Origin of the sequence: Kocuria sp. ChxB, assembly GCF_044359605.1 — a bacterium.
GTDB classification, from domain to species: Bacteria; Actinomycetota; Actinomycetes; order Actinomycetales; family Micrococcaceae; genus Kocuria; species Kocuria rhizophila.
This window is the reverse complement of sequence record NZ_CP121123.1, coordinates 874,366-896,801: the sequence shown is the minus strand read 5'-3', so window position 1 is coordinate 896,801 and position 22,436 is coordinate 874,366. Positions and strand designations below refer to the sequence as shown.

Below are 22,436 nucleotides of genomic sequence, written 5' to 3'. Positions count from 1 at the left end.
TCGTCCCGCTAGCAGCTCGCTCCCATGAGCCGCTGGTGGCGGTGCGATAGGTATTCTGGGGTGTGTGTCCCTTGGTCGTTCTTTTCGTGTCCTGTGGGGAGCGAACGCTGCGTCGAACCTGGCTGACGGTTTAGCGTTCGTCTCGATCCCGCTGCTGGCAACCTCACTTACGGACGATCCGCGCTGGATCGCCGGGCTTTCGACGCTCTACGCGCTCGTCCGGTTGCTCGTGGCTCTGCCGATCGGCGTATGGGTCGATCGTGTGGACCGCCGTTTAATCCTGATCGTCGCAAATATTCTGCGGGGAGTTGCCGTTCTCGCCCTTGCGATCTGCGTGCACCTGGGCATCGGAGGTCTTGTCCTCCTCTACGCCGCTTACGCGGTCATCGGCACGCTCGAGAGCGCAGCTGATAACGCCGCGGTCTCTCTCGTTCCCGGCCTTGTCCAGAAGGGCAAGCTGGACACGGCAAATGGTCGGATCTCGGCCGCGCAACTCATAGCCGACGAATTCGCTGGTCCGCCACTCGGCGGGTTCCTCTTCGCGATCGCTGCAGCTGCCCCCGTCTACGCAATGGGCGGGCTTTGGGCAGCTGCGGGCTTGATCGCGCTTGCACTACCCGTGCATCGGGGCAGACCATCTGAGGCGGTTGCGCCCAGGGCGCGCGCCTCGGTATGGCGAGAAGCCGTGGCGGGAGCAACGTGGCTCGCGCACCACCGCCTCGTCGGGGGAATGGCATTGATTGGAGCCTTGGCGAGCATCGGCTACATGCTTCCGTTCTCCATCCTCGTCATTTTCGCTCAGGAGCAGCTGGGGGTCGATGGCGTTGGGTACGGGCTCATCCTGGCCGTGTCCGCGCTCGGTGGGCTCGTCGGCTCCTTCGCGACAGCTCGTATCCGCTCACGGATCGGCTACCGCTGGACGATCGTTGCAAGTTTGCTCACCGGGGCCGCCTCATTGCTGGCCCTCGCTGTAACTGGCAATGCAGTGGTTGCCTCGGTGCTACTGGCGATCTATATTCTCCACGCCGTGGTGTGGGGGATCTGTGCGACGTCGCTTCGCCAGCGTCTCGTGCCAGATGCGCTCCTCGGGCGGGTCAATGCCGCGTCGCGCGTCCTTGGGTTGATCGGCCTTGCCCTTGGATCATTAATCGGCGGGCTTCTCGCTGGCGTGCATCTCGCGTTGCCCGTGGCGATGGGTGGTGCGGTGTTCGTGATCTGCGCCGGCTTTGCTCTCGCCGTCGTCCGGACCATCGATACCGACTGAACCGTATGGTTGTGCGTGGTGTGGTCTAGCGCGCGGAGGCTTCTCTGCCGCCGCTGCGAAACCGGTGCAATCAGAGGTTGCTATTTGCGGCGACGTGGTGGAGTTCCGCTTCAACGTCTAAGCCTTTAGCTCAAGCGCCCTCGGTTTCTTTTGAAGCCGGGGGCGTTTTTGCTTGGGGGGGGGGGTGCAGCTCGCTAGTGTGCTGCACCATGAACGATCGCTGTTAGATTGATCTTGACGTCAAGATTATGAGGAGTCGGAGATGAAGCTCCACCATGTTCAGATTTCCATGCCTGCTGGTGCGGAGGATGAAGCGCGTCGCTTCTATGATCAAGCCCTCGGGCTGCAAGAGGTTCAGAAACCACCTTCCCTGCTCGGCCGGGGCGGTTGTTGGTTCCGCGCCTACGACGGTGATGACATCGTTGCTGAGATCCATCTGGGTGTCGAAAGTCCGTTCCAGCCTGCCAGCAAGGCTCACCCTGGTCTGGTCTGCGCGTCCTTGGATGAGCTGGAAGCGACGGCCGAACGTATCAAGCGAGGAAACTACGAGGTGTCGTGGACGGAGCGAGACACTTTTGAGGGGTACATCCGATTCCATGCGCGCGACGGCTTCGGCAATCGCATCGAAGTGATGACGCCGGCGCAGTGATCGAAAGATGCTGAGTTGTCGAGGATAAACCAGAAGTTAGTTTGCGTAGCTTCGTCGTCGAGTTCCGGTTCGACGACTGCCCTGACGGAGGCTTTTTGACCTGATGAGATCAAGCGAACAGGGAGTACCGTTGGAAGTACGACGCATAACGCAAGGCCAGTGCGCAGCCCTTCAGCGCATGATGGAATCGAATCTGGAGTATTCGCGCCGAGTCGGCGGAACGGAGCTGGCTCCCGAAGCTGCAAGTGAAGCCCTTTCGGCCCTACCGCCGGGCGTGCTGAACTCTCAGAAAGTTGATCTTGGCCTGTGGGACGGTCAAGAACTCGTCGCCTTTGCTGACGTGATTCTTGGCTGGCCCGCCGAGTCTGTCGCTCATGTCGGTCTGCTGATGACGCACGGTGCTCGTCAGGGTGGAGGCCTCGGCCGAGTAATGCATGACGCCGTGATCGACTTGGTTGGTCGGACGCCAAACATTCAATCGTTGCGGTTGTCGATAGTTGATACTAATGCCGATCTCGCGGAGCCATTTTGGGCCAAGCTTGGCTATGAGCCCACCGGAGAATCGGTGCCTTACGTTTCAGGAAGCGTGGAGTCGACAGCCCGCATCTGGACGCGACCAGTCGTTATCGCGTAGATATTCGGGACTGCCGCACATTTAGGTGACAGTTGGGGGTGTCAGGCCGCGAGGCTCACGGCCGGGTTCATGATGGTCTCGTATTCGATGGGGGTCAATCGGCCCAGACGGGCCTGTCGGCGGCGTCGGTGATACGTCCTTTCGATCCAGGTGATGATTGCGATTCGGAGCTCTTCTCGGGTCCGCCAACGCTTACGGTCCAGGACGTTCTTCTGTAGCAGCGCGAAGAAGGACTCCATGGCGGCGTTATCGCCGGCAGCACCGACCTGGCCCATGGATCCGATGAGGTGGTGACGGTTCAGGGCGTGCACGAACTTCCGTGACCGGAACTGACCGGATTCAACTGGTCGTTGCAACACCGGCTTCTTGGAGAGACTTTAGCTGCTCGTTCAGTGCCTCGGCAGGTGTCTTCCACCCCAGGCTCTTGCGTGGACGAGTGTTCAGCGTGTGCGCCACGGCGTTGATCTCGTGTGCCGACCAGCGTGACAGGTCAGTGCCCTTGGGGAAGTACTGACGAAGCAGGCCGTTCGTGTTCTCGTTGGTGCCGCGCTGCCACGGTGAGTGCGGATCGGCGAAGAACACCGGGATGCCTGTCTCGACACGAAACGCTATGTGCGCGGACATTTCCTTGCCGCGGTCCCACGTCAGTGAACGCGTCAACTCCACCGGCAGACGTGTCATCGTCGTCGACAACGCGTTCTTCATCGTGATCGCGCCGTACCCGGCCAGGGCCGGCCCATTTTTCACTGATTCCTTGTGCCGATAGCCTTCCTCGCGGGGCAGGTGAACGAGCATCGTGTAGCGGGTGGTGCGCTCCACGAGCGTGCCGATCGCGGAGCGTTCCAGCCCGATGATCAAGTCGCCCTCCCAATGGCCCGGCACTGCACGGTCGTCGGCTTCAGCAGGCCGTTCACTGATGAGCGCTTCGGGCGTGACGTGCGCCCACGTCGTGCGCTGCGCGCGCGCCCGCGGGGCGCGCAGCGCACGCCCGGTGCGCAGGCACAAGATGAGTTCACGTTTCAACGCTCCTCGGCCTTGGATGTAGAGGGATTGATAGATCGCCTCGTGGCTGATGCGCATGGACTCATCATCGGGGAAATCGAGGGGCAGGCGCCTACTGATCTGCTCCGGGCTCCACGCGCGCACCCACGCCCGGTCCTTGCGGCGTGGCTTGTTACGGCCCGTCCATTTCTCTACCGGCGGCCCGGCCACGACGTTTCCGTCCTCGTCGACGATGTGGCCGCTGAGTCGTTGCTCAACGTACTCGCGCAACCGCGGGTTCGCCACGAGCTTGGCTTCCTTCGGCCGCCGCGCTGCCATGTCGGCCTTCCACTGCGCGACCGACGCGCGATAGTCACGCGTGAGGCCCCGTGTCGCGGCGTTTCGGCGTAACTCGCGCGAGATCGTTCCTGGGTCGCGGCCGATCGTGCGCGCGATCTGCCGCACACCATGACCTTTCGCGACAAGAATCGCGATCTCTTCACGCTCGGTGAAGCTGAGGTAACGCCCTGACGGCGTCGGCGGCATGAACGGGCGCATCCCACCATGCTGGCGGTACCAGCGCGTCGCGACCGCAGGGGCCACGCCGATGACACGAGCCGCTTCCTCTGCCAGCAATCCCAGCGCTATCTGATCCCAGAACGCTGACTCGACATCCCGGCGGTACTTCGGATGCCCCGGCGACCGCAGCTTCGGTCTGATCGCCCGATCCGCTTGCCACTGTCGACGCGCACCCGTCGGCACCGCTGATTCCTCTGGATCTCGTCCCACCACACACCCTCACGATCAGGGTGTTGCGACAACCAGTTGAATCCGCCCTGAGAGCCTCTATCCGAATGCACGATGCAACCGGCGGCGTCACGGCGTCGAGATACCGCGTTGTCCAGGGCATTCACCGCGAGACAAGCCTTCATCCGGTCGCTCATCGAGTAGCCCACGATCCGGCCGGAGAACACGTCCTTGATCGCGCAGAGATAGAGCTTGCCCTCGTCGGTCCAGTGCTCGGTGATGTCGGTCAGCCACAGCTCGTTGACGTCATCGGCGGAGAAGTCCCGCTTCACAAGGTCGTCATGGACGGGCGGTCCAGGGCGCTTCCCGTTCTTGCCGCGCTTCTTTCCGAACACGGACCACCACTGGTTGTCCCGGCAGATCCTCCACGCCGTCCGCTCACACATCACCTCGCCGGACTCTGCGGCTTCACTGACGAGGAACCGGTAGCCGAACTCGGGGTCGTCGCGGTGGGCGTCCAACAGTGCGTTTGCTCGGTAGGCCTCGGTCAGCTCGGCTGTGGTGACCTGCTGGTGCCGCCAGCGATAGTAGGGCTGACGGGAGAGCTTCAAGACCCGCAGGGACACCGCGACGGGAATGTTGTCAGCGGCGAGCTCGCTCACGAGCGGGTACCACCTTTTCCCGGCAGGTTCGCCTGGGACAGGTAGGCGGCAGCACGACGCAGGACCTCGTTCTCCTGCTCCAGCAGCCGGTTCCGGCGGCGTAGCTCGCGTAGTTCCGTTGAGTCTTCACGGGTCTTCCCGGGGCGATTGCCGTCGTCGATGTCTGCTTGGCGGATCCATTTGTGGAGCGTCATCTTGTGGACGCCGAAGTCCTTCGCGATCTGCGCGATGGTGACGCCGTCCTCGCGGGACCGGGCGACTCGCACGACGTCCTCGCGGAACTCCTGGGGGTAGGGAGCGGGCATGGTGCACATCCTTCCAGGCCGCCCAGTGGGCAAGCCAGATCAGAGGTCACCTATCGGTGCGGCAGTCCCTTCCGTACGTGGCGGATTGTGCTGGAGTTCCGTTTAAACGTATAGCGTTATCGGCGGACGTCGTTATAGCCTGGTCGCATCTGGCATGAGCACAACGTGAAGTGCGTCGACCGAGTGGCCCACCGGGCAATCACTTGGAACGGCTCGGCGGCGACCGCCTAGGTCAACACAGTGTCCGTGTGAACAAGCAGTGGCGTATCTGTTTCGTCTGGAACGAACAAGGAGCTGAAAATGTCGAACTCGTCGACTATCACTGAGACAGAGAGTGACCTCATTGATCCGATCCACCCAGGGGAGATCCTGATGGAGGATTTCATCAAGGGCTTCGGAGCAACACCGAACAAGTTGGCTGTGTCTATCGGTGTGCCACTGCGCCGGATCAACGAGATCGTGCACGGGAAAAGAGGCATCACGGCAGACACCGCGATTCGCCTGGCGCGGTATTTCGGGACATCCGAGGAGCTCTGGATGAACTTGCAGTCGAACTATGAGCTGCGGATCGAGCGCAGGACTTTGCGTGACAAGGTCGCTGCGATCACGCCTCTGAAGGTCGCATGAGCAGCACCGAATGGATTGCTGCGCTCGACCGGCAGGTACCTGAGGACGTCGCGAGGTTGCTCGGCACGGTCCCCGAATGGTTCGCGCAGCCGGAGTCCAACGAGGAGTACATCGAAGCCGCTCGTTCCAAAGAGACATGGACAGTCCGTGACGCCGAGGGGATGGTTGTTGGCGTAACGCTGATCGATCGCCACTTTCCGCATGTCGCCGAAGTGCACCTGACCGTCGTTGACCGATCGGTCCATGGGGCCGGTGTCGGTACGGCAATGCTCAGGGCCGTCGAAGATGATGCTGTTCGCCGTGGGGTGCGGCTGTTGCAGGTGAAGACCCTGGGAGCCTCGCACCCGGATCTTGGATATGCGCGCACTCGTCACTTCTATGAACGGTGGGGCTTCCTTGCGCTAGAGGAGACTGCGCTCTGGGGCGAAGGTACCCCCTGTCTGATCATGGTGAAGCCGCTGCCTGAACCTCGCGCGACATGCACGTCCTGACAGTCTCTGCCGCGTAGAAGTCTTCGGGGGCTGCGGGCAGAAATGTGGTGCAATTTCTACCCAGAGGTTGCTCGGTACCGGAACTCGGTTGAATTTAGGTTCAACGTGTAGTCGAGGCCTTGTCGACGAACTGCCGCGGACGGTGATCGCTGTGTCCGAGACCAGGTGATTTGTACCGTGGTGGTGTGAATTGACCCGTGCTTCATGATATTGATCAGGTGGCCGCCCATGGGCATCATCCCGCTGCCAGTCCTTTCGACAAGTGCATCAGCGAAATCCTTAGAGTGAGTGCGTTCGAGTTGCGCAAGGTGGAGTTTCCGGCACTGTGCCGAATGATCATCGTCACGGCAAGATGGAGGATGTCGACTCGATTGCTGGGGGTTCGGCTAGCTAGTAGCCGATGGCGCAGAGATTCAGATTACTGCGGGCACTTGATCGCGATCACCCGGTAATTCATGCGGTTCGTGAAGGCTGGATGCGACGACGGCGGTATCGTGGCCGTGCGCGTCTGGTCGCTGGTCTATCCCGAAGGCTATTCGGTTATGGATGTGCTGAGCTTTCGAATCGCCGCCTAACATCTCGAAATGGGAGCCAAACAATGAAGTTTCTGGGTGTCGCATCAGTTGTATATCCTAGAGAATATGCCTTGGAGTTCCTGCACTACATCGTCAGCATCTTCGGCATGGAGTTCGCGTAGAGCTTCAAGATTTGTGGTTCTCTCACAGAACTCAATTGCCGTGGCGACCTTGTCTCTGCCCGCGTTCGTCCGGCAGTAGGTCTCGAGGTCGCCCCGGCGCAGAACGAATACATTCTCTTCGGCGAGAGACGAGATTACGGTGTCGCGTGCAGAAGAGATCTCCCTCGAGGACGGATTTGCGAGTTCGTTCAACTTGGCATCACCATTGCCAGCGTCGAAGAGCTCGCTCAGCGTCTCATCCAGGAGTCGGGCGGTGTTATCGCTAGGAGCGTCGCGCCAATTAGACAGGTGGGACTGCGCGGCAGACCACAGCTCTCTGTTATTTCGGCGACTGGTGATGCTTCGCACTGTCTTGCTATTAGGCTCGCTAGTATCAGAGATCATTTCGCTGATCAGTCCCATCAGCCTCGAGTGCGCGGATCGGGTCTCCGCATCTCGGGTCAGTTGCTCAAAGCCGCGCACGAGGGCATCCAAGTCGGTGATGACATGGATCGGGATCTTGAAGCTGGAGAAGAACTCCCTGTAGCGGTTGATGTTCCCCTTGCCGTCGATCTTGACGAACATGATGTTCTTGTCGATGTCGTCCCAGTCCTGATTGATCAGTCGCGCCAGATGTGGATAGGTGAAAGTGTCGCTGTCACCTTCGACCAGGACGACGCGCTGCGCAAAGAATGCGGCTTCGTTGTTCTCGTGTTGCACGATCTGGTAGGCGTCCCGATGACCGATCGTGAGGTCAACGGGGTGCGCGGTTACCCCATCATCGGTCTTCTGGAGCCGGGCGAAGCCCTCCGTCCCAGGGCGGAAGAACCCTGGAGAATGGGTCGTGACCAGCACCTGGTGCTCGTTCGAGAAGGTGCCCAGGGCCGCCATAAGCTGGCGCTGAGCACGGGGGTGCAGGTAGAGCTCCGGCTCTTCGAAGAGCAGGACATAAGAGGGGCGCGGGGATTCTGATCGCGTATCGTCGCTCAGGCCGGTGCTCCGAATGCTTGCGTACGCTCGGAGCAGGGCAAATAGGACAGTCCGTTTGAGGCCATCGCCCTTGCTGGAAATGGAGCCCTCGTGCCCGTCGTCGATGCGTAGCTCGGCACCGGATAGCAGCATGGATAGCGTCGGTGCGGGCACGTCCATGCGGAGTGAGACGCCGGGAAAGCTCGCGCGGACGAACTCTTCGATCGTCGATTCAATGCGTTGGACGGCCTCAAGTCGGGCGTCGACTTCCAAGCCGTCGTCATTCAGAGAACGGTTGAGTTTCTGATACACGGAGCGGAACTGATCGTTGATGTCGCTGAACTGGTCCGCTACTTCATCGAAGAGCAGTTCGAGAAGCTTGCTAAAGGCTGACGACCCGGTAGATTTCGCCTCCACGGAGGCATCCTTCACGGCTTCGATGTAGATCACGGACGGGAGGAGCGGCTTGACGGACTGTGCGATGCCCGTGGGGTATGCGGTGGGTCTCTCTTCTAGTTCCTCGGGTGGAAGCTGCTCGACCAGTTTAGTCCACGCGTCTTTGACCTGCTGCTGAGACGGCGCTGGGGGTAGTGCGTCTTCCATCGGGGGCAGTAATTCGACGGCCGCTTGACGGAGCTGAGCACCCTTCTTTCCTTTGATGGTCGAAGCCAGTGATTCTTGGCTCCATGACGGGTCTCTCGGGCCAGGCTTCAAGTACCTAGATTCGGCTTTCCCGTCGATTTCCTGCGTGCGAACGATCGTGAGCACACCGTCCTTGAGCATTTCGCGTACCCGGTCTCGATGCGTCTCGTTCACCCTTCGAAGATCTTCCTCGTCGATCCCCTCGATGCTTAGTTCGACGCTCGCCGGAAGTTCTGGGTTCCGGAAATCCTCGGCGCTGAGCTTCCTGTCTTCTAGGACGTACTGGATCGCATGGAGCACGGACGACTTCCCTGCGTTATTCTCGCCAATGAGGCACCCGAGCTGGGGTAAGGGGAGCTCGGTGTTACTATGGGCGCGAAAATTCTTGATTCTGACATGGGTGAGGCGCACGGGAAGCTCCTAGTTTCGGGTCTGCTGGCGGTATCGAAAAGATGTGCGTCCGGCTCGCGTCTTCAGCCGCATCATCAATGACAGGGAGTAATCCAGCCTACCAAGCGAGGGGAGCGACGATCAGGCACCGACGCCTCGCACGCCATTCGACCGGCGGGGGCGAACAACTGGCCGATGGGGCCTAGGGGTAGTCACCGATCGGGGACGAAGGAATGGGCCTCTAAACTGCACGATGGGTGGTGTCTAAGCAACTGGGGCCTACCCCCGTGTCCACGAACCGGGGGTAGGCCCCAGTGTCTACTGGCGTACCTGCGGTCAACTTTCGTCCAGAGTGGGTGTGCGAGGCAGTTTCATGGACGGCGCACTCTGAACTCCTGGCAGATCGCTGGGTCCAGAGGTTATTCGGCTGCGGAACGCGGTGGAGTTCAGGTTCAACGTGTGAGCTGAACTGTCTTTGGAGCGTAAACGACTTCCGTTCCAGCGTGAGGACTGTCCCCCGCTGGAGCGTTGCGGGGCTTGCCCCATCCTTGGCCGGGCGAGTGATGTTGGAGCAGCGGAGCCTGGGTCTGAATTGCTCGAACGACGGATGTGTGAGCCTCGCACCCGGCGGGCCAGGGCGCGATGTCCGTTAAGGCGGCCAGTTCAGTGCCAACCTGGCGGCGTTCTGTTGAGTTCAGGCCATGCGTTTTGTCTAGTTCGACACCTGCTAATGGTATAATTAAGCCGCGTCGTACACCCGTCGCGTCGTGGACCTCGAGCTGGATGATCTCTTTGCCAGGTGGCGGCCCTCGCGCTGGACGGCCCCAAGGCCATAGGCAAGACCACGACGGCGGAACAACGGGCGGCTGGGCTGGTGAAGCTGGACTCTAAAGCCGTTCGCGAGCCTGTCGCAGCGGATCCGCAGATCATTCTCCGCCGCCCGCGTCCGCTCCTCGTCGATTAGTGGCAGAAGGTACCGGAGGTGTGGGACGTTGTTCGCCGTGCTGTGGATGAGGACGCCGCAGGCGGACAGTTTCTTCTGACCGGCAGCGCGAGTCCGCAGGACGGGACCGTGCAGCACTCGGGAGCCGGTCGGATCGGCCGCCTGCGCATGCGTCCCATGACGCTCGCGGAGCGTGGTCTGGTTACACCGACCGTGAGCCTTGCTGCTGTTCTGGCCGGACGTGATGCCATCCAGGGTGAGTCCACAATGGGGCTGCCCGAATACGTGGAGGAAATCGTCGCCTCGGGTTTTCCGGGGATGCGCGGCTTGAGCTCCCGCGCCCGGAGCTTTCAGCTCGACTCCTACCTGCGCAATGCTGTGGAGCGCGACGTGCCAGAGCAGGGCCTGGCGGTCCGTCGCCCGGGGGCCATGATGGCCTGGCTGCGAGCGTATGCTTCCGCCACTTCGACGACGGCGAGCTACTCCCAGATTCTCGATGCGGCGACCCCTGGTCACAGCGACAAGCCGGCACGGGCGACCACCGAGTCCTACCGCCAGGTGCTCGCCTCGTTGTGGCTTCTCGACCCTGTGCCGGCCTGGACCCCGACCGGCAGTCCGATGACTCGCCTCGGGCAGGCTCCGAAGCACCACCTGGCCGATCCTGCTCTGGCAGCTCGCCTCCTCGGCCTGGGCGCCGACGCACTGCTGGGCGGCAAAGGGGAGCCACTTCGTCCCCAGGCGGGTTCCATGCTGGGAATGCTTTTTGAGTCGCTGGCTACACTGTGCGTTCGTGTCGCCGCGCAGGCAGCGGAGGCCGACATTGCACACCTGCGGACGCGCAACGGCGACCACGAGGTGGACCTCGTGGTCGTGCGGGCCGACGGCGGAGTCGTCGGCATTGAGGTAAAACTCGCGGCAGCTGTTAGTGACTCCGACGGCAAGCACCTGCGCTGGTTGCGCGACCAGCTGGGATCACGTTTTGTGGATGGTCTGATCATCACGACAGGTCCAACTGCTTATCGGCGGAGGGACGGTATCGCCGTGGTGCCCCTGGCCCTGTTTGGCCCCTGAGGAACGAAGCAGCCTGAGCCGAATTGTCTGAGGGCGTCGGCAACGTCCCCAGTGAAGGAAGCCCATGCCTGATCGTCGTCATGCGGACCACGCCAGGATGTGGACTGGTACCATAAACTGGTACCAGTCGACGTAGGGAAGGTACTCCATGTCCATCAGCGCAAGCGAGGCCCGCAAGACTCTCTTCCCGCTCATCGAGCGCGTGAACGAGGACCAAGAAGCCATCGAGATCGTCTCTCGGAAGGGCAACGCGGTGCTCATGCCCGCCGACGAGTACGCGGCGTGGCAGGAGACCGCCTACCTGTTCCGGTCGCCGTCGAACGCCCGCAGGCTTCTCGACGCCTACGATCGTGCCCGTGTCGGGAAGACCCAGGTCCACGAGCTCGACCGTTCCGACGAGTCGGTCAGCCAGGCTCGGGACGTCTGAATGCGGCTGGTCTGGGACGAGGCCGCCTGGGAGGACTACACGTACTGGCAGACCGCCGACCGGAGAATCCTCAAGCGGATCAACCTGCTCATCGATGCCTGCCTGCGCGAGCCGTTCGAGGGCATCGGCAAGCCGGAGCAGTTGAAGTACGGGGCGCGGGGCTCGTGGTCGCGGCGCATCAACGAAGAGCACCGGCTCGTCTACCTCGTGACTGGTGAGGATCTCGTGATCTTGCAGGCTCGATACCACTACTGAGCCGGGCTGAACGGTCGTTGTTCGGATCGACTGTGCCAGGTGACTTTACTGCCGTCGTCCAAGGAGCATCTCTGGGAAGCCCGCGAGGCTTGTCCGACCATTGACTGGTGAGGAATGTTGCCGTGCCCGATGAAGCCCTGTTCCTTCGCAGATTGCGACAGGCGGACGCCCCTGCTGTTCACCAGGCTTTCGCCTCCAACCCCGATATGGCCCGTCAAGGCGTGGTCACTTCGGTCGAGGAAGCGTCGGCGTACGTCGCCCGCCTTGTGAGCACAGACTCTTCCCATGAACCGTGGGCCATCGTGGACTCGGATGCACTGATCGGCCTCGTCTGCGTCACGGTGGACGAGGACAACAGGAACGGCTGGTTCTGGTACTGGATGACCGACCGGGCGCGCGGCAGGGGAGTCATGAGCCGTGCCGCGGCCGCGATCGCCGAGTGGGCCCTCGCGGAGCGCAGACTGGAGCGCCTCGAACTCGGCCACCGCGTCAACAACCCGGCCTCCGGCGTCGTCGCGAGAAGAGCTGGTTTCGTCAAGGAAGGCACCCAGCGCCAGAAATTCCTGGTGGACGGAGAACGTCTCGACGTCGACACCTACGGGCGGTTGAAAACCGACCCGCATCCGGCCTTTGACCCCCTGCCTATGGTCACCCGATGAATGGTGACGTGAATCACCAGACCGGTCGCCTCCACATGACCGGGGAGCCGTATTTTCGCTGGCCACGGGCCTAAAATTGAGGGGAGAAGAGTCTCATACCGGAGCGACACTCGGAGGCAGAAATGTCCGGCCATCAGGTTGATTCCACCCACGAATCCAGAACCATGAGTCGGGGTACCGTCTCCATGCTCTGGAAGTTCGGGCTCATGCTCCTCGTGGGGGCGGTGATCTTCTTCATCCCCGCGCCGGAGGGCGTGGACCCCCGCGGCATGCACATGCTCGGCATCTTCGTCGCAACCATCCTGGGGCTTATCCTGCAGCCCCTGCCCACCCCGTCGGTGGCGCTCATCGGTCTGGCCACGGCCATGATCACCGGCGCCATGGATGTCAAGAGCGGGGAGGCACTGAGCGGCTTCTCCAACTCTGCCGTGCTGCTCATCGTCGCGGCGTTCTTCATCGCGGACGGATTCCTGCTCACCGGGCTGGGCCGCCGGATCGCCCTGATGTTTCTGTCCGTGCTGGGCAAGTCGCCCCTGGGCATCGCCTACGGCATGGCCGTCACGGACCTTCTGCTCGCACCGGCAACGCCGTCCAACACGGCCCGCGCCGGCGGCGTGATCTACCCGATCGTCCGCTCCGTCGCGGAGGTACAGGGCTCCACCCCGGACACCGACGAGTCCCGCAGGAAGCTCGGCTCCTACCTCACGTTCACCGCCGCCCACGTCAACGTGATCACCAGCGCCATGTTCATCACCGCCATGGCCGGCAACCCGCTGGCCGTGGCCTCCGCCGAGAAGCTCGGCGTTCACATCTCCTGGGGCCAGTGGGCCCTGGCCGCGCTGATCCCCGGCCTCGTGAGCCTGGCGGTGGTCCCGTGGCTGCTCATGAAGGTCTACCCGCCCACGCTCAAGAGCACGCCGGAAGCACCCACCATGGCCCGCAGCGAGCTGCAGAAGATGGGGTCCATGACTCGCGGTGAGATCATCATGGCGGCCACGTTCGTGCTGCTCCTGCTGCTGTGGGTCTTCGGCACGGCCATCGGTGTCAACGCCACCACGGCGGCCTTTGTCGGCATCGCGGTGCTGCTGGTGACCAAGGTGCTCACCTGGAACGACATGGCCAAGAACGGCTCCGCCTGGAACACCCTGATCTTCTTCGCGGTCCTGGTGGGCATGGCGGAGAACCTGAACAACCTGGGCGTCATCACCTGGATCGGCTCGGTGGTCTCCGGCGCTGTCGGCGGCATGCCCTGGGCTGTTGCCTTTGCCATCCTGGCGCTCGTCTACTTCTACGCGCACTACATGTTCGCCTCCAACACCGCGCAGATCGTCGCCATGTACGGCGTGTTCCTGGGCGCGGCCATCACCGCCGGCGCGCCGCCGATGTTCGCGGCCCTCGCCCTCGGCTACATCGGCAACCTCTTCGGCGCCATCAGCCACTACGCCTCGGGCCCGTCCGGGGTGGTCTACGGCTCCGGGTACGTCAAGGTCTCCGAGTGGTTCAAGGTCGCCTTCATCATGTCCGTGGCCATCATCATCATCTGGACCGTGGTGGGCAGCGGCTGGATGTGGATCCTCGGCGACCTCGCCATGTAGTCCGCCCCGCAAACCCGCCCAGCACGACGACGCTCGGTGCCCTCCCGGCGGTTTCTAGGGGTCCTCGCAACACCTGATGGTTATGTGGTTGTCAGTAGATCACGCAGACGCTCGGCTGGGGTATCCCAGTTGAGCGTTTTGCGTGGGCGTGCGTTGAGTTCCTGTGAGACGTGCTCGAGGTCCTGCGGGCTGTAAGGCCGAAGGTCGGTGCTCTTGGGGAAGTACTGACGCAACAGGCCGTTGGTGTTCTCGTTGCTACCGCGCTGCCATGGTGAGTGGGGGTCGCAGAAGTACACCGGCACCCCTGTCGCGACCGTGAATTGTTTGTGCCGTGCCATCTCGCATCCCTGGTCCCAGGTCAGTGAGCCCCGCAGGTGTGCGGGCAACGTGGTGATCAGCGCTGTGAGCACATCTCGGACTTCCTCGGCGCTGTGGCCACCGGGCAGGTGCCCCAGCAGAACGTAGCGAGTGGAACGCTCGACCAAGGTGAGGATCGCCGAGGCGCTGCCGGGGCCCACGATGAGATCGCCTTCCCAGTGCCCGGGCACGGCCCGGTCCTCGACCTGCGGTGGGCGGTCGGAGATCATCACCATGTGATCAACGAACCGCGAGGTGCGTTGATCAGGATGTTTGTGGGGCTTGCGGCGGGTCCGGCCGGTGCGCAGCGCGGCTGCGACCTCCCGTTTCAGACCGCCACGGGCCTGGAGGTAGAGGGCCTGATAGATAGTCTCGGGACTCACTCGCATGCTCTCATCGTCGTGGAACTCTTTGACCAGAGTGTGACTGATCTGCTCCGGAGACCACCGCAGCATGAGCTTGTCCTGGACGTAGTCCCGCAGCCGGGAAGGCAGGCAGAGCTTGGGTTTCTTCGGCCGGGGCCGAGATGCTGCCCAGCCACGCTGAGCGGCATACGGCTGGTACGCCCCGTCCACTGAACGGGCATCGAGCTCGCGTTTGATCGTCGAGGCCGGCCTGCCCAACGCTCGGCCGATCGCACGCAAGCTGTGGCCAGCACGGTGCAGGTCAGCGATCACTTCCCGGTCCTTCAGCGTGAGGAAGCGGGGATCTAGTTGGGCTTCCAGAGCTGGTAGCGCAGGACCCGCGAGGAGTGTGGTCATACCGGTGTTGTAGTCCACCCGGCGGCCATCTGGATAGATGCGGACATGGCCCGTGTGTTTGATGCCGCGGTCCCATTCCTGCGCGGTGCGCTCATGGACTCCGACGATGGCTACCGCTTCACGCCGCGAGAGGCCTCCGGCCCTGAGCTGAAAGTACTCGTCCTTCCGCGGGTGCGGCCCGGTGCTGGGGATCCCGCGACCACGGATCCCTGCTTTACGTGCCCAGCCGTATGCGGTATTCCGGTTCACACCAACATCGCGAGCAGCCACTGTGATGCTGCCATCCCCACGTTCCAGCGCCTGGAAAAACGCCACCTTCAACTCATCTGACAACACGATCCCCGCAACTCCCTGAAATTCAGGGTGTTGCGGGGATCGCTAGAACCCACCCCCAGGGGCACCGAGCGTCGTCGTCTGTTGGGGAAAGCGGCCGGGTCAGTCGTCCTTGTTTCGCAGCACCTGCCGCAGCTTCTCCCGGTTGAGCCCCGCGATCGCGGTGATCGGGATGCCCGCGGGGCACACCTCCGCGCACTCGCCGTAGACCGAGCACGGGCCGAACTCCTCCTCGGCGGCGCGCGTGATGCCCTTGGCCCGGCGGCTGCGCTCCTTCTGGCTGGAGGGCAGCGTGGCCAGGTGCATGGTCTTGGATCCGGCGAACAGCTGGGCGGAGCCGTTGGGGCACGCCGCCACGCACGCACCGCAGCCGATGCACGCGGCCAGGTCCAGGGCCCACTCCGCGGATTCGTGGGTCACGGGAATGGCGTCCGCGTCCGGGGCGGTGCCCACGGAGGTGGACACGAAACCACCGGCCTCGATCACCCGGTCCAGCGCGCTGCGGTCCACTGCGAGGTCCTTGACCACGGGGAACGCGCCGCTGCGGAACGGTTCGAGCTGCACGGTGGCGCCGTCCTCGAAGGAGCGCAGGTGCTGCCGGCAGGACGGCGTCTTCTCCTGGGGGCCGTGGGGCCTGCCGTCCACGGTGACGCCGCACGCACCGCAGATGCCCTCGCGGCAGTCCGAGTCGAACGCCACAGGGTCCTCGCCGCGGGCCACGAGGTCGTCGTTGAGCTTGTCGAGCGCCTCGAGCAGCGAGAACTCGGGCCCCACGTCCTCCAGCGGGTACTCCTCGAAGTGCCCGCCCTCGGCGCCGGACTCCTGCCGCCAGACTTTCAGCGTGAGTTTCATGAGGATGGTCCTCTCATCGGTAGTCGCGGGTCTCGGGCGGGACGCTCGGGAACTCCAGGTGCTCCTGGTGCCGCACGTAGCGCGGACCGGGCGCAGCGGCGCGGCCGGACACGGTACGTTCCCACGCCGAGGCGAAGAGCCAGTGGGCGTCGTCGCGCTGGGCCTCGCCGCCCTCGGTCTGGTGCTCGTCCCGGAAGTGCGCCCCGCAGGACTCGTCCCGGTCCAGCGCGTCCAGGCACATGAGCTCGGCCATGTCCAGGTAGTCGGCCACCCGGCCGGCCCGTTCGAGCTCCTGGTTGAAGCCGTCCGGGCGGCCCTGGACGCGCAGGTCCGTCCAGAACTCCTCGCGCAGCGCGCGGATGCCCTCCAGGCCCTCGGCGAGGCCCTCAGCGGAGCGCGTGACCCCGCACTTCGCGTAGAGCAGGTCGCCCAGGCGGCGGTGGAAGCGCTCCGGGCCCTGGGTGCCGCCGATGTCGATCAGCGCCTGCACGCCCGCCTCGGCCTCGGCCACCGCGGCCCGCACGACGTCGTCGTCCACCGACAGCTTCTCCTGGCCCAGCAGCGGGGCCAGGTAGTTCGGCACCGAGTAGGGGAGCGTGAACCAGCCGTCCACGCACGCCGAGAGCAGCGAGTTGGCGCCCAGGCGGTTGGCCCCGTGGTAGCCCCAGCCGGCCTCGCCGCCCACGAACAGGCCGGGGACCGACGTCATCATGTCGTAGTCGCTCCACAGTCCGCCCATGGCGAAGTGCGCGCCGGGTGCAATGCGCATGGGCTGCTCGTACGGGTCCTCGCCGGTGGCGTCCGAGTACATCTCGAAGAGGTTGCCGTAGCGCTCGGCAATCACCTTCTTTCCGAGCCGCTCGATCGCGTCCCGGAAGTCCAGGTACACGGAGTTCTTCAGGGGCCCGACGCCGCGGCCCGCGTCGATCTCGGTGCGCGCCGCCCGGCTGGCGACGTCGCGGGGCGTGAGGTTGCCGTAGGCCGGGTACCGGCGTTCCAGGTAGTAGTCGCGCTCGTCCTCGGGGATGTCTTTGGGCGCGCGCTCGTCCCCGGGCTGCACGGGCACCCAGATGCGGCCGTCGTTGCGCAGGGACTCGCTCATCAGCGTGGTCTTGGACTGCCACTCGCTGGAGACGGGAAGTGCCGTGGGGTGGAACTGGATGAAGCACGGGTTGGCGAACAGCGCCCCGCGCCGGTGGGCCCGGAACGCGGCCGTCACGTTCGAGTTCTTGGCCAGCGTGGAGCGGTAGTACACGTTGCCGTAGCCGCCGGTGGCCAGCACCACGGCGTCGCCGGTGACCGCGGAGATCTTTCCCGTGATGAGATCGCGCACCACGATGCCCTGGGCGCGGCCGTCCGCGACGATCAGGTCCAGCATCTCCGTGCGGGTGTGCAGGTTCACCTGCCCCGTGGAGACCTGCCGCAGCAGTGCCTGGGCGGCGGCCACCTGCAGCTGCTGGCCGGTCTGCCCCCGGGTGTAGTACGTGCGGGAGACCTGCACGCCACCGAACGAGCGGGTGGCCAGCTGGCCGCCGTACTCGCGGGCGAACGGGGCGCCGATCGCGTTCATGTGGTCGATCACCCGCACGCTCTCCTCGGCCAGGCGCCAGGCATCCGCCTCGCGGCCCCGGAAGTCACCGCCCTTGACGGTGTCCTTCACGAACCGGGCCACGGAGTCGTTGTCCACCTTGCGGGCGCGGGCCGCGTTGATGCCGCCCTGGGCCGCCACCGAGTGCGCTCGCCGCGGGGCGTCGTGGAACGTGAAGGACTCCACGTTGTACCCGAGCTCCCCGAGGGCCGCGGCGGCGCCCGCCCCCGCGAGACCGGTGCCCACCACGATGACCGTGAACTTGCGGCGGTTCAGCGGGGAGACCAGGCGGTAGTGCAGCCGCCGGTCCGCCCAGATCTGGGACGCGGGGACCTCCGCCTGCAGCCCTGGCAGGTCCGAACCCACCGTGCGGAGCTCGTCGAGCAGGGCCTGGGCCTGCGTGGATGCCGTCATCACTGAATCACTCCCAGCAGAACCATGAGGGGGATGGTCACGTTGCCCACGCAGATGGCGATCGCCACCAGCCCGGCCACCCAGGCGGCGACCTGGCGCAGCCGCCTGCCCGTGGCACCGAGGTCGTTGGCGGCGGTCCACGTGCCGTGGGCCACGTGGGCGGTGAGCACCAGCATCGTGAGCATGTAGAACGCCGCGACCACGGGGCGCTGGAAGCTGGCGACGAGGTTGGCGTACGCCGAGCCGGCCTCGAACGAGCCGGTGGCGGCCGGTGGCGCCCCCAGGGTGAGGTCGAGGATGTGGAAGATCACGAACAGCAGGATGACGATGCCGGTGCCCAGCATGTAGCGCGCCATCAGTGCGTCCGGACGCCGGAGGCCCTTGCGGGGGAACGCCCCACGGGCGCGGCGGGCGCGGGTCCACAGCAGCAGGCCGCACCCGAGGTGCAGCGCCAGGCTGACCAGCAGGACCACCCGCAGGATCCACAGCATGCCCGAGTAGGGCAGCAGCGGCATGGCGATCTCGCGCAGCCAGTGCGCGTAGTGGTCGAATTCTTCCTGCCCGCGGTAGATGTGCAGGTTGCCGTACATGTGGACGAACACGAATCCCACAAAAATGAGTCCGGTGACGGCCATCGTGGTTTTCGCCGCGAAGTTCGACACCGGCAGGCGTCTGCCCGGTGTGGAAGATGTCCGGTGGTCTCGGTGCACAGTTGCCGTCATGATCGCCCCTCGTCAGTGCCTGAACCGCAGTCTTTGAAGTCGTCAGGTACGTGTTTCACGCTACTCCTGGGAGCTGCGAAAGACGGCGAATGGGGCGGGCGGGTCAGCGTATTTCCCGCGTAATTGTCGACGCGTCAATGGTCAGTGCACTGCGCCTGTTTATCAGCAGTCTGAGCAATTCTCGGGATCGTTTTCGGTCGTCGATTCAGTCGCACTGGAGAAGCTGAACCGCTTCAGGGGACAGGGCCCACACGTCGAGGTATGGAACCACCACGTGACCGTCCACCTGCTCGTGCAGCCAGCGGGAGAGCGTGCGCAGCCCAGTGCTGTCACCGGGCGGCAGCTGCACCATGCGGCGGCCCAGGTTGTCGTGGACGAGAAGCGTGCGACCGCTCGCAGCCAGGGCCCGGATCAGGCGCTCGTCGTCGGCGCGGTCACCCAGGGTGCGCGGTGAGTCGTACTCGAACCACAGGACGTCGCAGCGGGAGTCGATGGCGTCCCAGTGGTGCACCAACACGTGGATGTCGAAGCCGTCGATGTCGCTCTTCCACACCACCAGGTCCTCGGGGGCGGGCATGGCCAGCAGCGATGCGGGGGAGACCCAGTCCTCGACGGCGTGCCCGCCGGCGCCCTCCTCCGGCTGGAACCCGCCCGTGGAGCCGGCGCGGCTGAAGGACACCCGCGTGCCCACCGGTCCCACGAACCCCTCCACCACGGTGGCGCGCTCGGCGTGCGCAGCCAGGTTGCGGGCCAGGTAGCCGAGGAACATTGGATCACCTTCGACGCTGATCACCGAGCTCCGTGGGTCCGAAGCGAGGACGGCGGCCGCGGTGTCTCCCACGTTCGCCCCCACGTCGATGACCGCGACGTGCCGGTTCCCGGCCGCGAGCCGGGCGAGCAGGTCGATGGCGTACGCGTCGTACGTGGGATCCCGGCGCTGGTAGTAGGGGAGATTGTGCTCCGGTGGCAGCACGATCTCCACGCCACCGATGGTGTGACGCTGCTCCTGACGGCGCCAGGTCCGCCAGTGCACCCGCACCGGGTTGGTGGCGTGCCCGATCATGCGCCCGATGAAGCGCTTCTTGCGGACGGTCAGGGCCATGGGGGACAAGCCTTTGGTCAGGGGGATGCTGAGGCACGGGCAGGACGGCGCGATCAGGACCGCACGACCCGCCTCGCGCGCCACGATACTGCCACGGGCGTGGCGGCGCCGTGGACGGGCCGCGATCACGGCGGCAAGAGGCCAGCCAAGGGAATGCTGCGGGGTCGCCCTCTCACCGCCGGATGTGTGCTAGACATGTGACCGTCCACACGGGAGCCCCAGACGCGGGGGCTGAGATCGGGCCAGTGCTGCCCGGGACCGTCGAACCTGAACCGGCTCGTACCGGCGTAGGAAGTGAGGAACGGCCTTGCCTTCGCACACCCCCAGCACATCTGCCCCCGAGACCTCTGCGACGTCCGAGACCTCCACGGAGAACGGCCTACAGGACGCCCCCGGGGACAAGACCATCCAGCAGACCGAGCAGCACGAGTCCCACCGCCTGGCGTGGCTGGAGGACACGGAGCACGGCATCCAGGTGCCCGTCACGGAGATCCACCAGCTGGACGCCCCGGACGGCACACCCAACCACCCGCTGCAGGTGTACCGCACGATGGGCCCGGGCAGCGTCCCGGAGGAGGGGCTGGAGCCCTGGCGGGCGCCGTGGATCGAGGAGCGGGACGACACCGAGGTCTACGAGGCCCGCGGCCTCAAGCTCGAGGACGACGGCCGCAGCGCCGTGCGCCGCGGTGTACCGTCCCAGCAGTGGCGGGGGAGGAAGCCGGAGCCCCGGCGGGCCCGGCCCGGCAGGTGCGTGACCCAGATGCACTACGCGCGCCGCGGCGTCGTGACCCCGGAGATGCGTTTCGTGGCGCTGCGGGAGCAGTGCGACGTGGAACTGGTGCGCCAGGAGGTGGCCGCCGGGCGCGCGGTGATCCCGCTGAACGTGAACCACCCGGAGTCCGAGCCCATGGTCATCGGGCGGAAGTTCCTGGTGAAGGTGAACGCGAACATCGGCAACTCGGCGGTGACCAGCTCCATCAGCGAGGAGGTGGCCAAGCTGGAGTGGGCCGCCAAGTGGGGCGCGGACACGCTCATGGACCTCTCCACGGGCAACGACATCCACACCACGCGCGAGTGGATCCTGCGCAACTCCCCGATACCCATCGGCACCGTGCCCATCTACCAGGCGCTCGAGAAGGTGGACGGGGACGCCAACGCGCTCACGTGGGAGATCTACCGGGACACCGTGATCGAGCAGTGCGAGCAGGGCGTGGACTACATGACGGTCCACGCGGGCGTGCTGCTGCGCTACGTGCCGCTGACCGCCGAGCGCGTCACCGGGATCGTCTCGCGCGGCGGGTCGATCATGGCCGGCTGGTGCCTGGCGCACCACCGGGAGAACTTCCTCTACACGCACTTCGACGAGCTGTGCGAGATCTTCGCGCAGTACGACGTCGCGTTCTCCCTGGGCGACGGCCTGCGCCCCGGCTCCATCGCGGACGCCAACGACGCCGCCCAGTTCGCCGAGCTGGACACCCTCGCCGAGCTGACCAAGCGCGCGTGGGAGCACGACGTGCAGGTGATGGTGGAGGGTCCCGGCCACATCCCGCTGCACAAGATCCGCGAGAACGTGGAGCGCCAGCAGGAGCTGTGCGACGGCGCCCCGTTCTACACCCTGGGCCCGCTCGCCACGGACATCGCTCCCGGCTACGACCACATCACTTCCGCGATCGGTGCCACGGAGATCGCTCGCTACGGCACCGCGATGCTGTGCTACGTGACCCCCAAGGAGCACCTGGGCCTGCCCAACCGAGACGACGTCAAGACCGGCGTGATCACCTACAAGATCGCCGCCCACGCCGCGGACATCGCCAAGGGCCACCCGGGCGCCACGGAACGCGACGACGCGCTGTCCAAGGCACGCTTCGAGTTCCGCTGGCGGGACCAGTTCGGGCTGGGGCTGGACCCGGTGACCGCGCAGGAGTACCACGACGAGACCCTGCCCGCCGAGCCCGCCAAGACCGCCCACTTCTGCTCGATGTGCGGGCCCAAGTTCTGCTCCATGCGCATCTCCCAGGACATCCGGGACACCTACGGCAGCGCGGAGAACCAGGCCGCGATCGCCGGGATGCAGCGCAAGAGCCAGGAGTTCCTCGCCGCCGGGGGACAGGTGTACCTCCCGGAACCCACGGTCCGGGGCGAGGAGCCCGTGCGTCCCTGATCTCACCGGCGGGTGTATTGCCTCACACTTGGCGATTTTCTCGGGGTGGCCAGGCATCAAACGGCCCCCGCAGGACTAGCGTTGAGCCCGTGATCAAGGCGTTGTGGTAGGGCGCCGTGGACGGTGGGGCAGGAGTCTGCGCGGCTCCCGATCCACCCC

Annotated in this window: 19 protein-coding genes, 2 pseudogenes and 1 riboswitch; of the genes and pseudogenes, 12 read left to right on the top strand and 9 right to left on the bottom strand. The window is 64.7% G+C overall.

All coding sequences use genetic code 11. The features are described from left to right. The first annotated feature begins 64 nt into the window (after positions 1-64). The 3 genes from P8S73_RS03880 (at position 65) to P8S73_RS03870 (ending at position 2,547) form a co-directional block, all read left to right on the top strand. A complete protein-coding gene (locus P8S73_RS03880) occupies positions 65-1,264 on the top strand; it encodes an MFS transporter (protein ID WP_096146696.1) in 1,200 nt (399 codons plus the stop codon). A 262-nt stretch (positions 1,265-1,526) separates the two neighbouring features. Continuing rightward, on the top strand, positions 1,527-1,913 hold the full coding sequence (locus tag P8S73_RS03875; protein WP_059280970.1) for a VOC family protein: 387 nt from the start codon (positions 1,527-1,529) through the stop codon (positions 1,911-1,913). A 178-nt stretch (positions 1,914-2,091) separates the two neighbouring features. After that, complete coding sequence (locus tag P8S73_RS03870; protein WP_226905924.1) at positions 2,092-2,547, top strand: GNAT family N-acetyltransferase; 456 nt, start codon at positions 2,092-2,094, stop codon at positions 2,545-2,547. 41 nt (positions 2,548-2,588) lie between these two features. On the opposite strand, the pseudogene P8S73_RS03865 reads toward P8S73_RS03870, so the two are convergent. The 3 genes and pseudogenes from P8S73_RS03865 to P8S73_RS03855 form a co-directional block, all read right to left on the bottom strand. Next, a pseudogene (locus tag P8S73_RS03865) lies at positions 2,589-2,879 on the bottom strand (IS3 family transposase); the annotation flags it as partial. A 7-nt stretch (positions 2,880-2,886) separates the two neighbouring features. Beyond that, a complete protein-coding gene (locus P8S73_RS03860; protein ID WP_121240541.1) occupies positions 2,887-4,086 on the bottom strand; it encodes an IS30 family transposase in 1,200 nt (399 codons plus the stop codon). A 278-nt stretch (positions 4,087-4,364) separates the two neighbouring features. Beyond that, positions 4,365-5,242: pseudogene (locus tag P8S73_RS03855) on the bottom strand (IS3 family transposase); the annotation flags it as partial. Positions 5,243-5,412: 170 nt separating this feature from the next. Here P8S73_RS03855 and P8S73_RS03850 point away from each other — a divergent pair. The 3 genes from P8S73_RS03850 to P8S73_RS03840 are packed head-to-tail and all read left to right on the top strand — an operon-like array spanning position 5,413 to position 6,360. Beyond that, positions 5,413-5,568 (top strand): type II toxin-antitoxin system RelE/ParE family toxin, encoded by a 156-nt coding sequence (locus P8S73_RS03850; protein WP_290147714.1) that lies wholly within the window; start codon positions 5,413-5,415, stop codon positions 5,566-5,568. After that, complete coding sequence (locus P8S73_RS03845) at positions 5,543-5,869, top strand: HigA family addiction module antitoxin (RefSeq protein WP_012397795.1); 327 nt, start codon at positions 5,543-5,545, stop codon at positions 5,867-5,869. The genes P8S73_RS03850 and P8S73_RS03845 overlap by 26 nt, the downstream gene beginning before the upstream one ends. After that, a complete protein-coding gene (locus tag P8S73_RS03840; protein WP_012397796.1) occupies positions 5,866-6,360 on the top strand; it encodes a GNAT family N-acetyltransferase in 495 nt (164 codons plus the stop codon). Before P8S73_RS03845 ends, P8S73_RS03840 begins: the two co-directional genes overlap by 4 nt. A 619-nt stretch (positions 6,361-6,979) precedes the next feature. Here the strand turns inward: P8S73_RS03840 and P8S73_RS03835 are convergent. Next, positions 6,980-9,058: an ATP-dependent endonuclease gene (locus P8S73_RS03835; protein WP_082698308.1), complete on the bottom strand. Its 2,079-nt coding sequence runs from the start codon at positions 9,056-9,058 to the stop codon at positions 6,980-6,982. A gap of 961 nt (positions 9,059-10,019) precedes the next feature. Between P8S73_RS03835 and P8S73_RS03830 the strand changes: the two genes are divergently transcribed. The 5 genes from P8S73_RS03830 to P8S73_RS03810 all read left to right on the top strand — a co-directional run bounded on the left by P8S73_RS03830 (position 10,020) and on the right by P8S73_RS03810 (position 13,987). Further along, positions 10,020-11,051, top strand: a complete 1,032-nt coding sequence (locus tag P8S73_RS03830) for a DUF4143 domain-containing protein (RefSeq protein WP_356765622.1) — start codon at positions 10,020-10,022, stop codon at positions 11,049-11,051. 148 nt (positions 11,052-11,199) lie between these two features. After that, positions 11,200-11,478 (top strand): type II toxin-antitoxin system Phd/YefM family antitoxin, encoded by a 279-nt coding sequence (locus tag P8S73_RS03825; protein WP_121030168.1) that lies wholly within the window; start codon positions 11,200-11,202, stop codon positions 11,476-11,478. Further along, on the top strand, positions 11,479-11,733 hold the full coding sequence (locus tag P8S73_RS03820; RefSeq protein ID WP_035965439.1) for a Txe/YoeB family addiction module toxin: 255 nt from the start codon (positions 11,479-11,481) through the stop codon (positions 11,731-11,733). A 122-nt stretch (positions 11,734-11,855) separates the two neighbouring features. Continuing rightward, the gene (locus tag P8S73_RS03815; protein WP_290147715.1) at positions 11,856-12,392 is read left to right on the top strand and encodes a GNAT family N-acetyltransferase; all 537 of its coding nucleotides are present in this window, start codon (positions 11,856-11,858) and stop codon (positions 12,390-12,392) included. Between the two features lie 164 nt (positions 12,393-12,556). Beyond that, positions 12,557-13,987: an anion permease gene (locus P8S73_RS03810; RefSeq protein ID WP_290147716.1), complete on the top strand. Its 1,431-nt coding sequence runs from the start codon at positions 12,557-12,559 to the stop codon at positions 13,985-13,987. Between the two features lie 80 nt (positions 13,988-14,067). Here P8S73_RS03810 and P8S73_RS03805 read toward each other — a convergent pair whose 3' ends face one another. From P8S73_RS03805 to P8S73_RS03785, 5 genes are all read right to left on the bottom strand, one after another. Then, positions 14,068-15,105, bottom strand: coding sequence for an IS30 family transposase (locus P8S73_RS03805; protein WP_168165702.1), 1,038 nt, complete (start codon positions 15,103-15,105; stop codon positions 14,068-14,070). A 435-nt stretch (positions 15,106-15,540) separates the two neighbouring features. Then, positions 15,541-16,290 (bottom strand): succinate dehydrogenase/fumarate reductase iron-sulfur subunit, encoded by a 750-nt coding sequence (locus tag P8S73_RS03800; RefSeq protein WP_058955256.1) that lies wholly within the window; start codon positions 16,288-16,290, stop codon positions 15,541-15,543. Positions 16,291-16,303: 13 nt separating this feature from the next. Then, entirely contained in the window at positions 16,304-18,292 is a 1,989-nt protein-coding gene (locus P8S73_RS03795; RefSeq protein ID WP_290147717.1) for a fumarate reductase/succinate dehydrogenase flavoprotein subunit, read from the bottom strand. Next, complete coding sequence (locus P8S73_RS03790) at positions 18,292-18,954, bottom strand: succinate dehydrogenase cytochrome b subunit (protein WP_396350519.1); 663 nt, start codon at positions 18,952-18,954, stop codon at positions 18,292-18,294. Before P8S73_RS03790 ends, P8S73_RS03795 begins: the two co-directional genes overlap by 1 nt. A 265-nt stretch (positions 18,955-19,219) precedes the next feature. After that, positions 19,220-20,116 (bottom strand): hypothetical protein, encoded by an 897-nt coding sequence (locus P8S73_RS03785; protein ID WP_102613234.1) that lies wholly within the window; start codon positions 20,114-20,116, stop codon positions 19,220-19,222. Between the two features lie 199 nt (positions 20,117-20,315). Next, positions 20,316-20,427: riboswitch (TPP riboswitch) on the top strand. Between the two features lie 95 nt (positions 20,428-20,522). Between P8S73_RS03785 and thiC the strand changes: the two genes are divergently transcribed. Beyond that, complete coding sequence (gene thiC / locus P8S73_RS03780) at positions 20,523-22,277, top strand: phosphomethylpyrimidine synthase ThiC (RefSeq protein WP_223246063.1); 1,755 nt, start codon at positions 20,523-20,525, stop codon at positions 22,275-22,277. The last annotated feature ends 159 nt before the right edge of the window (positions 22,278-22,436 follow it).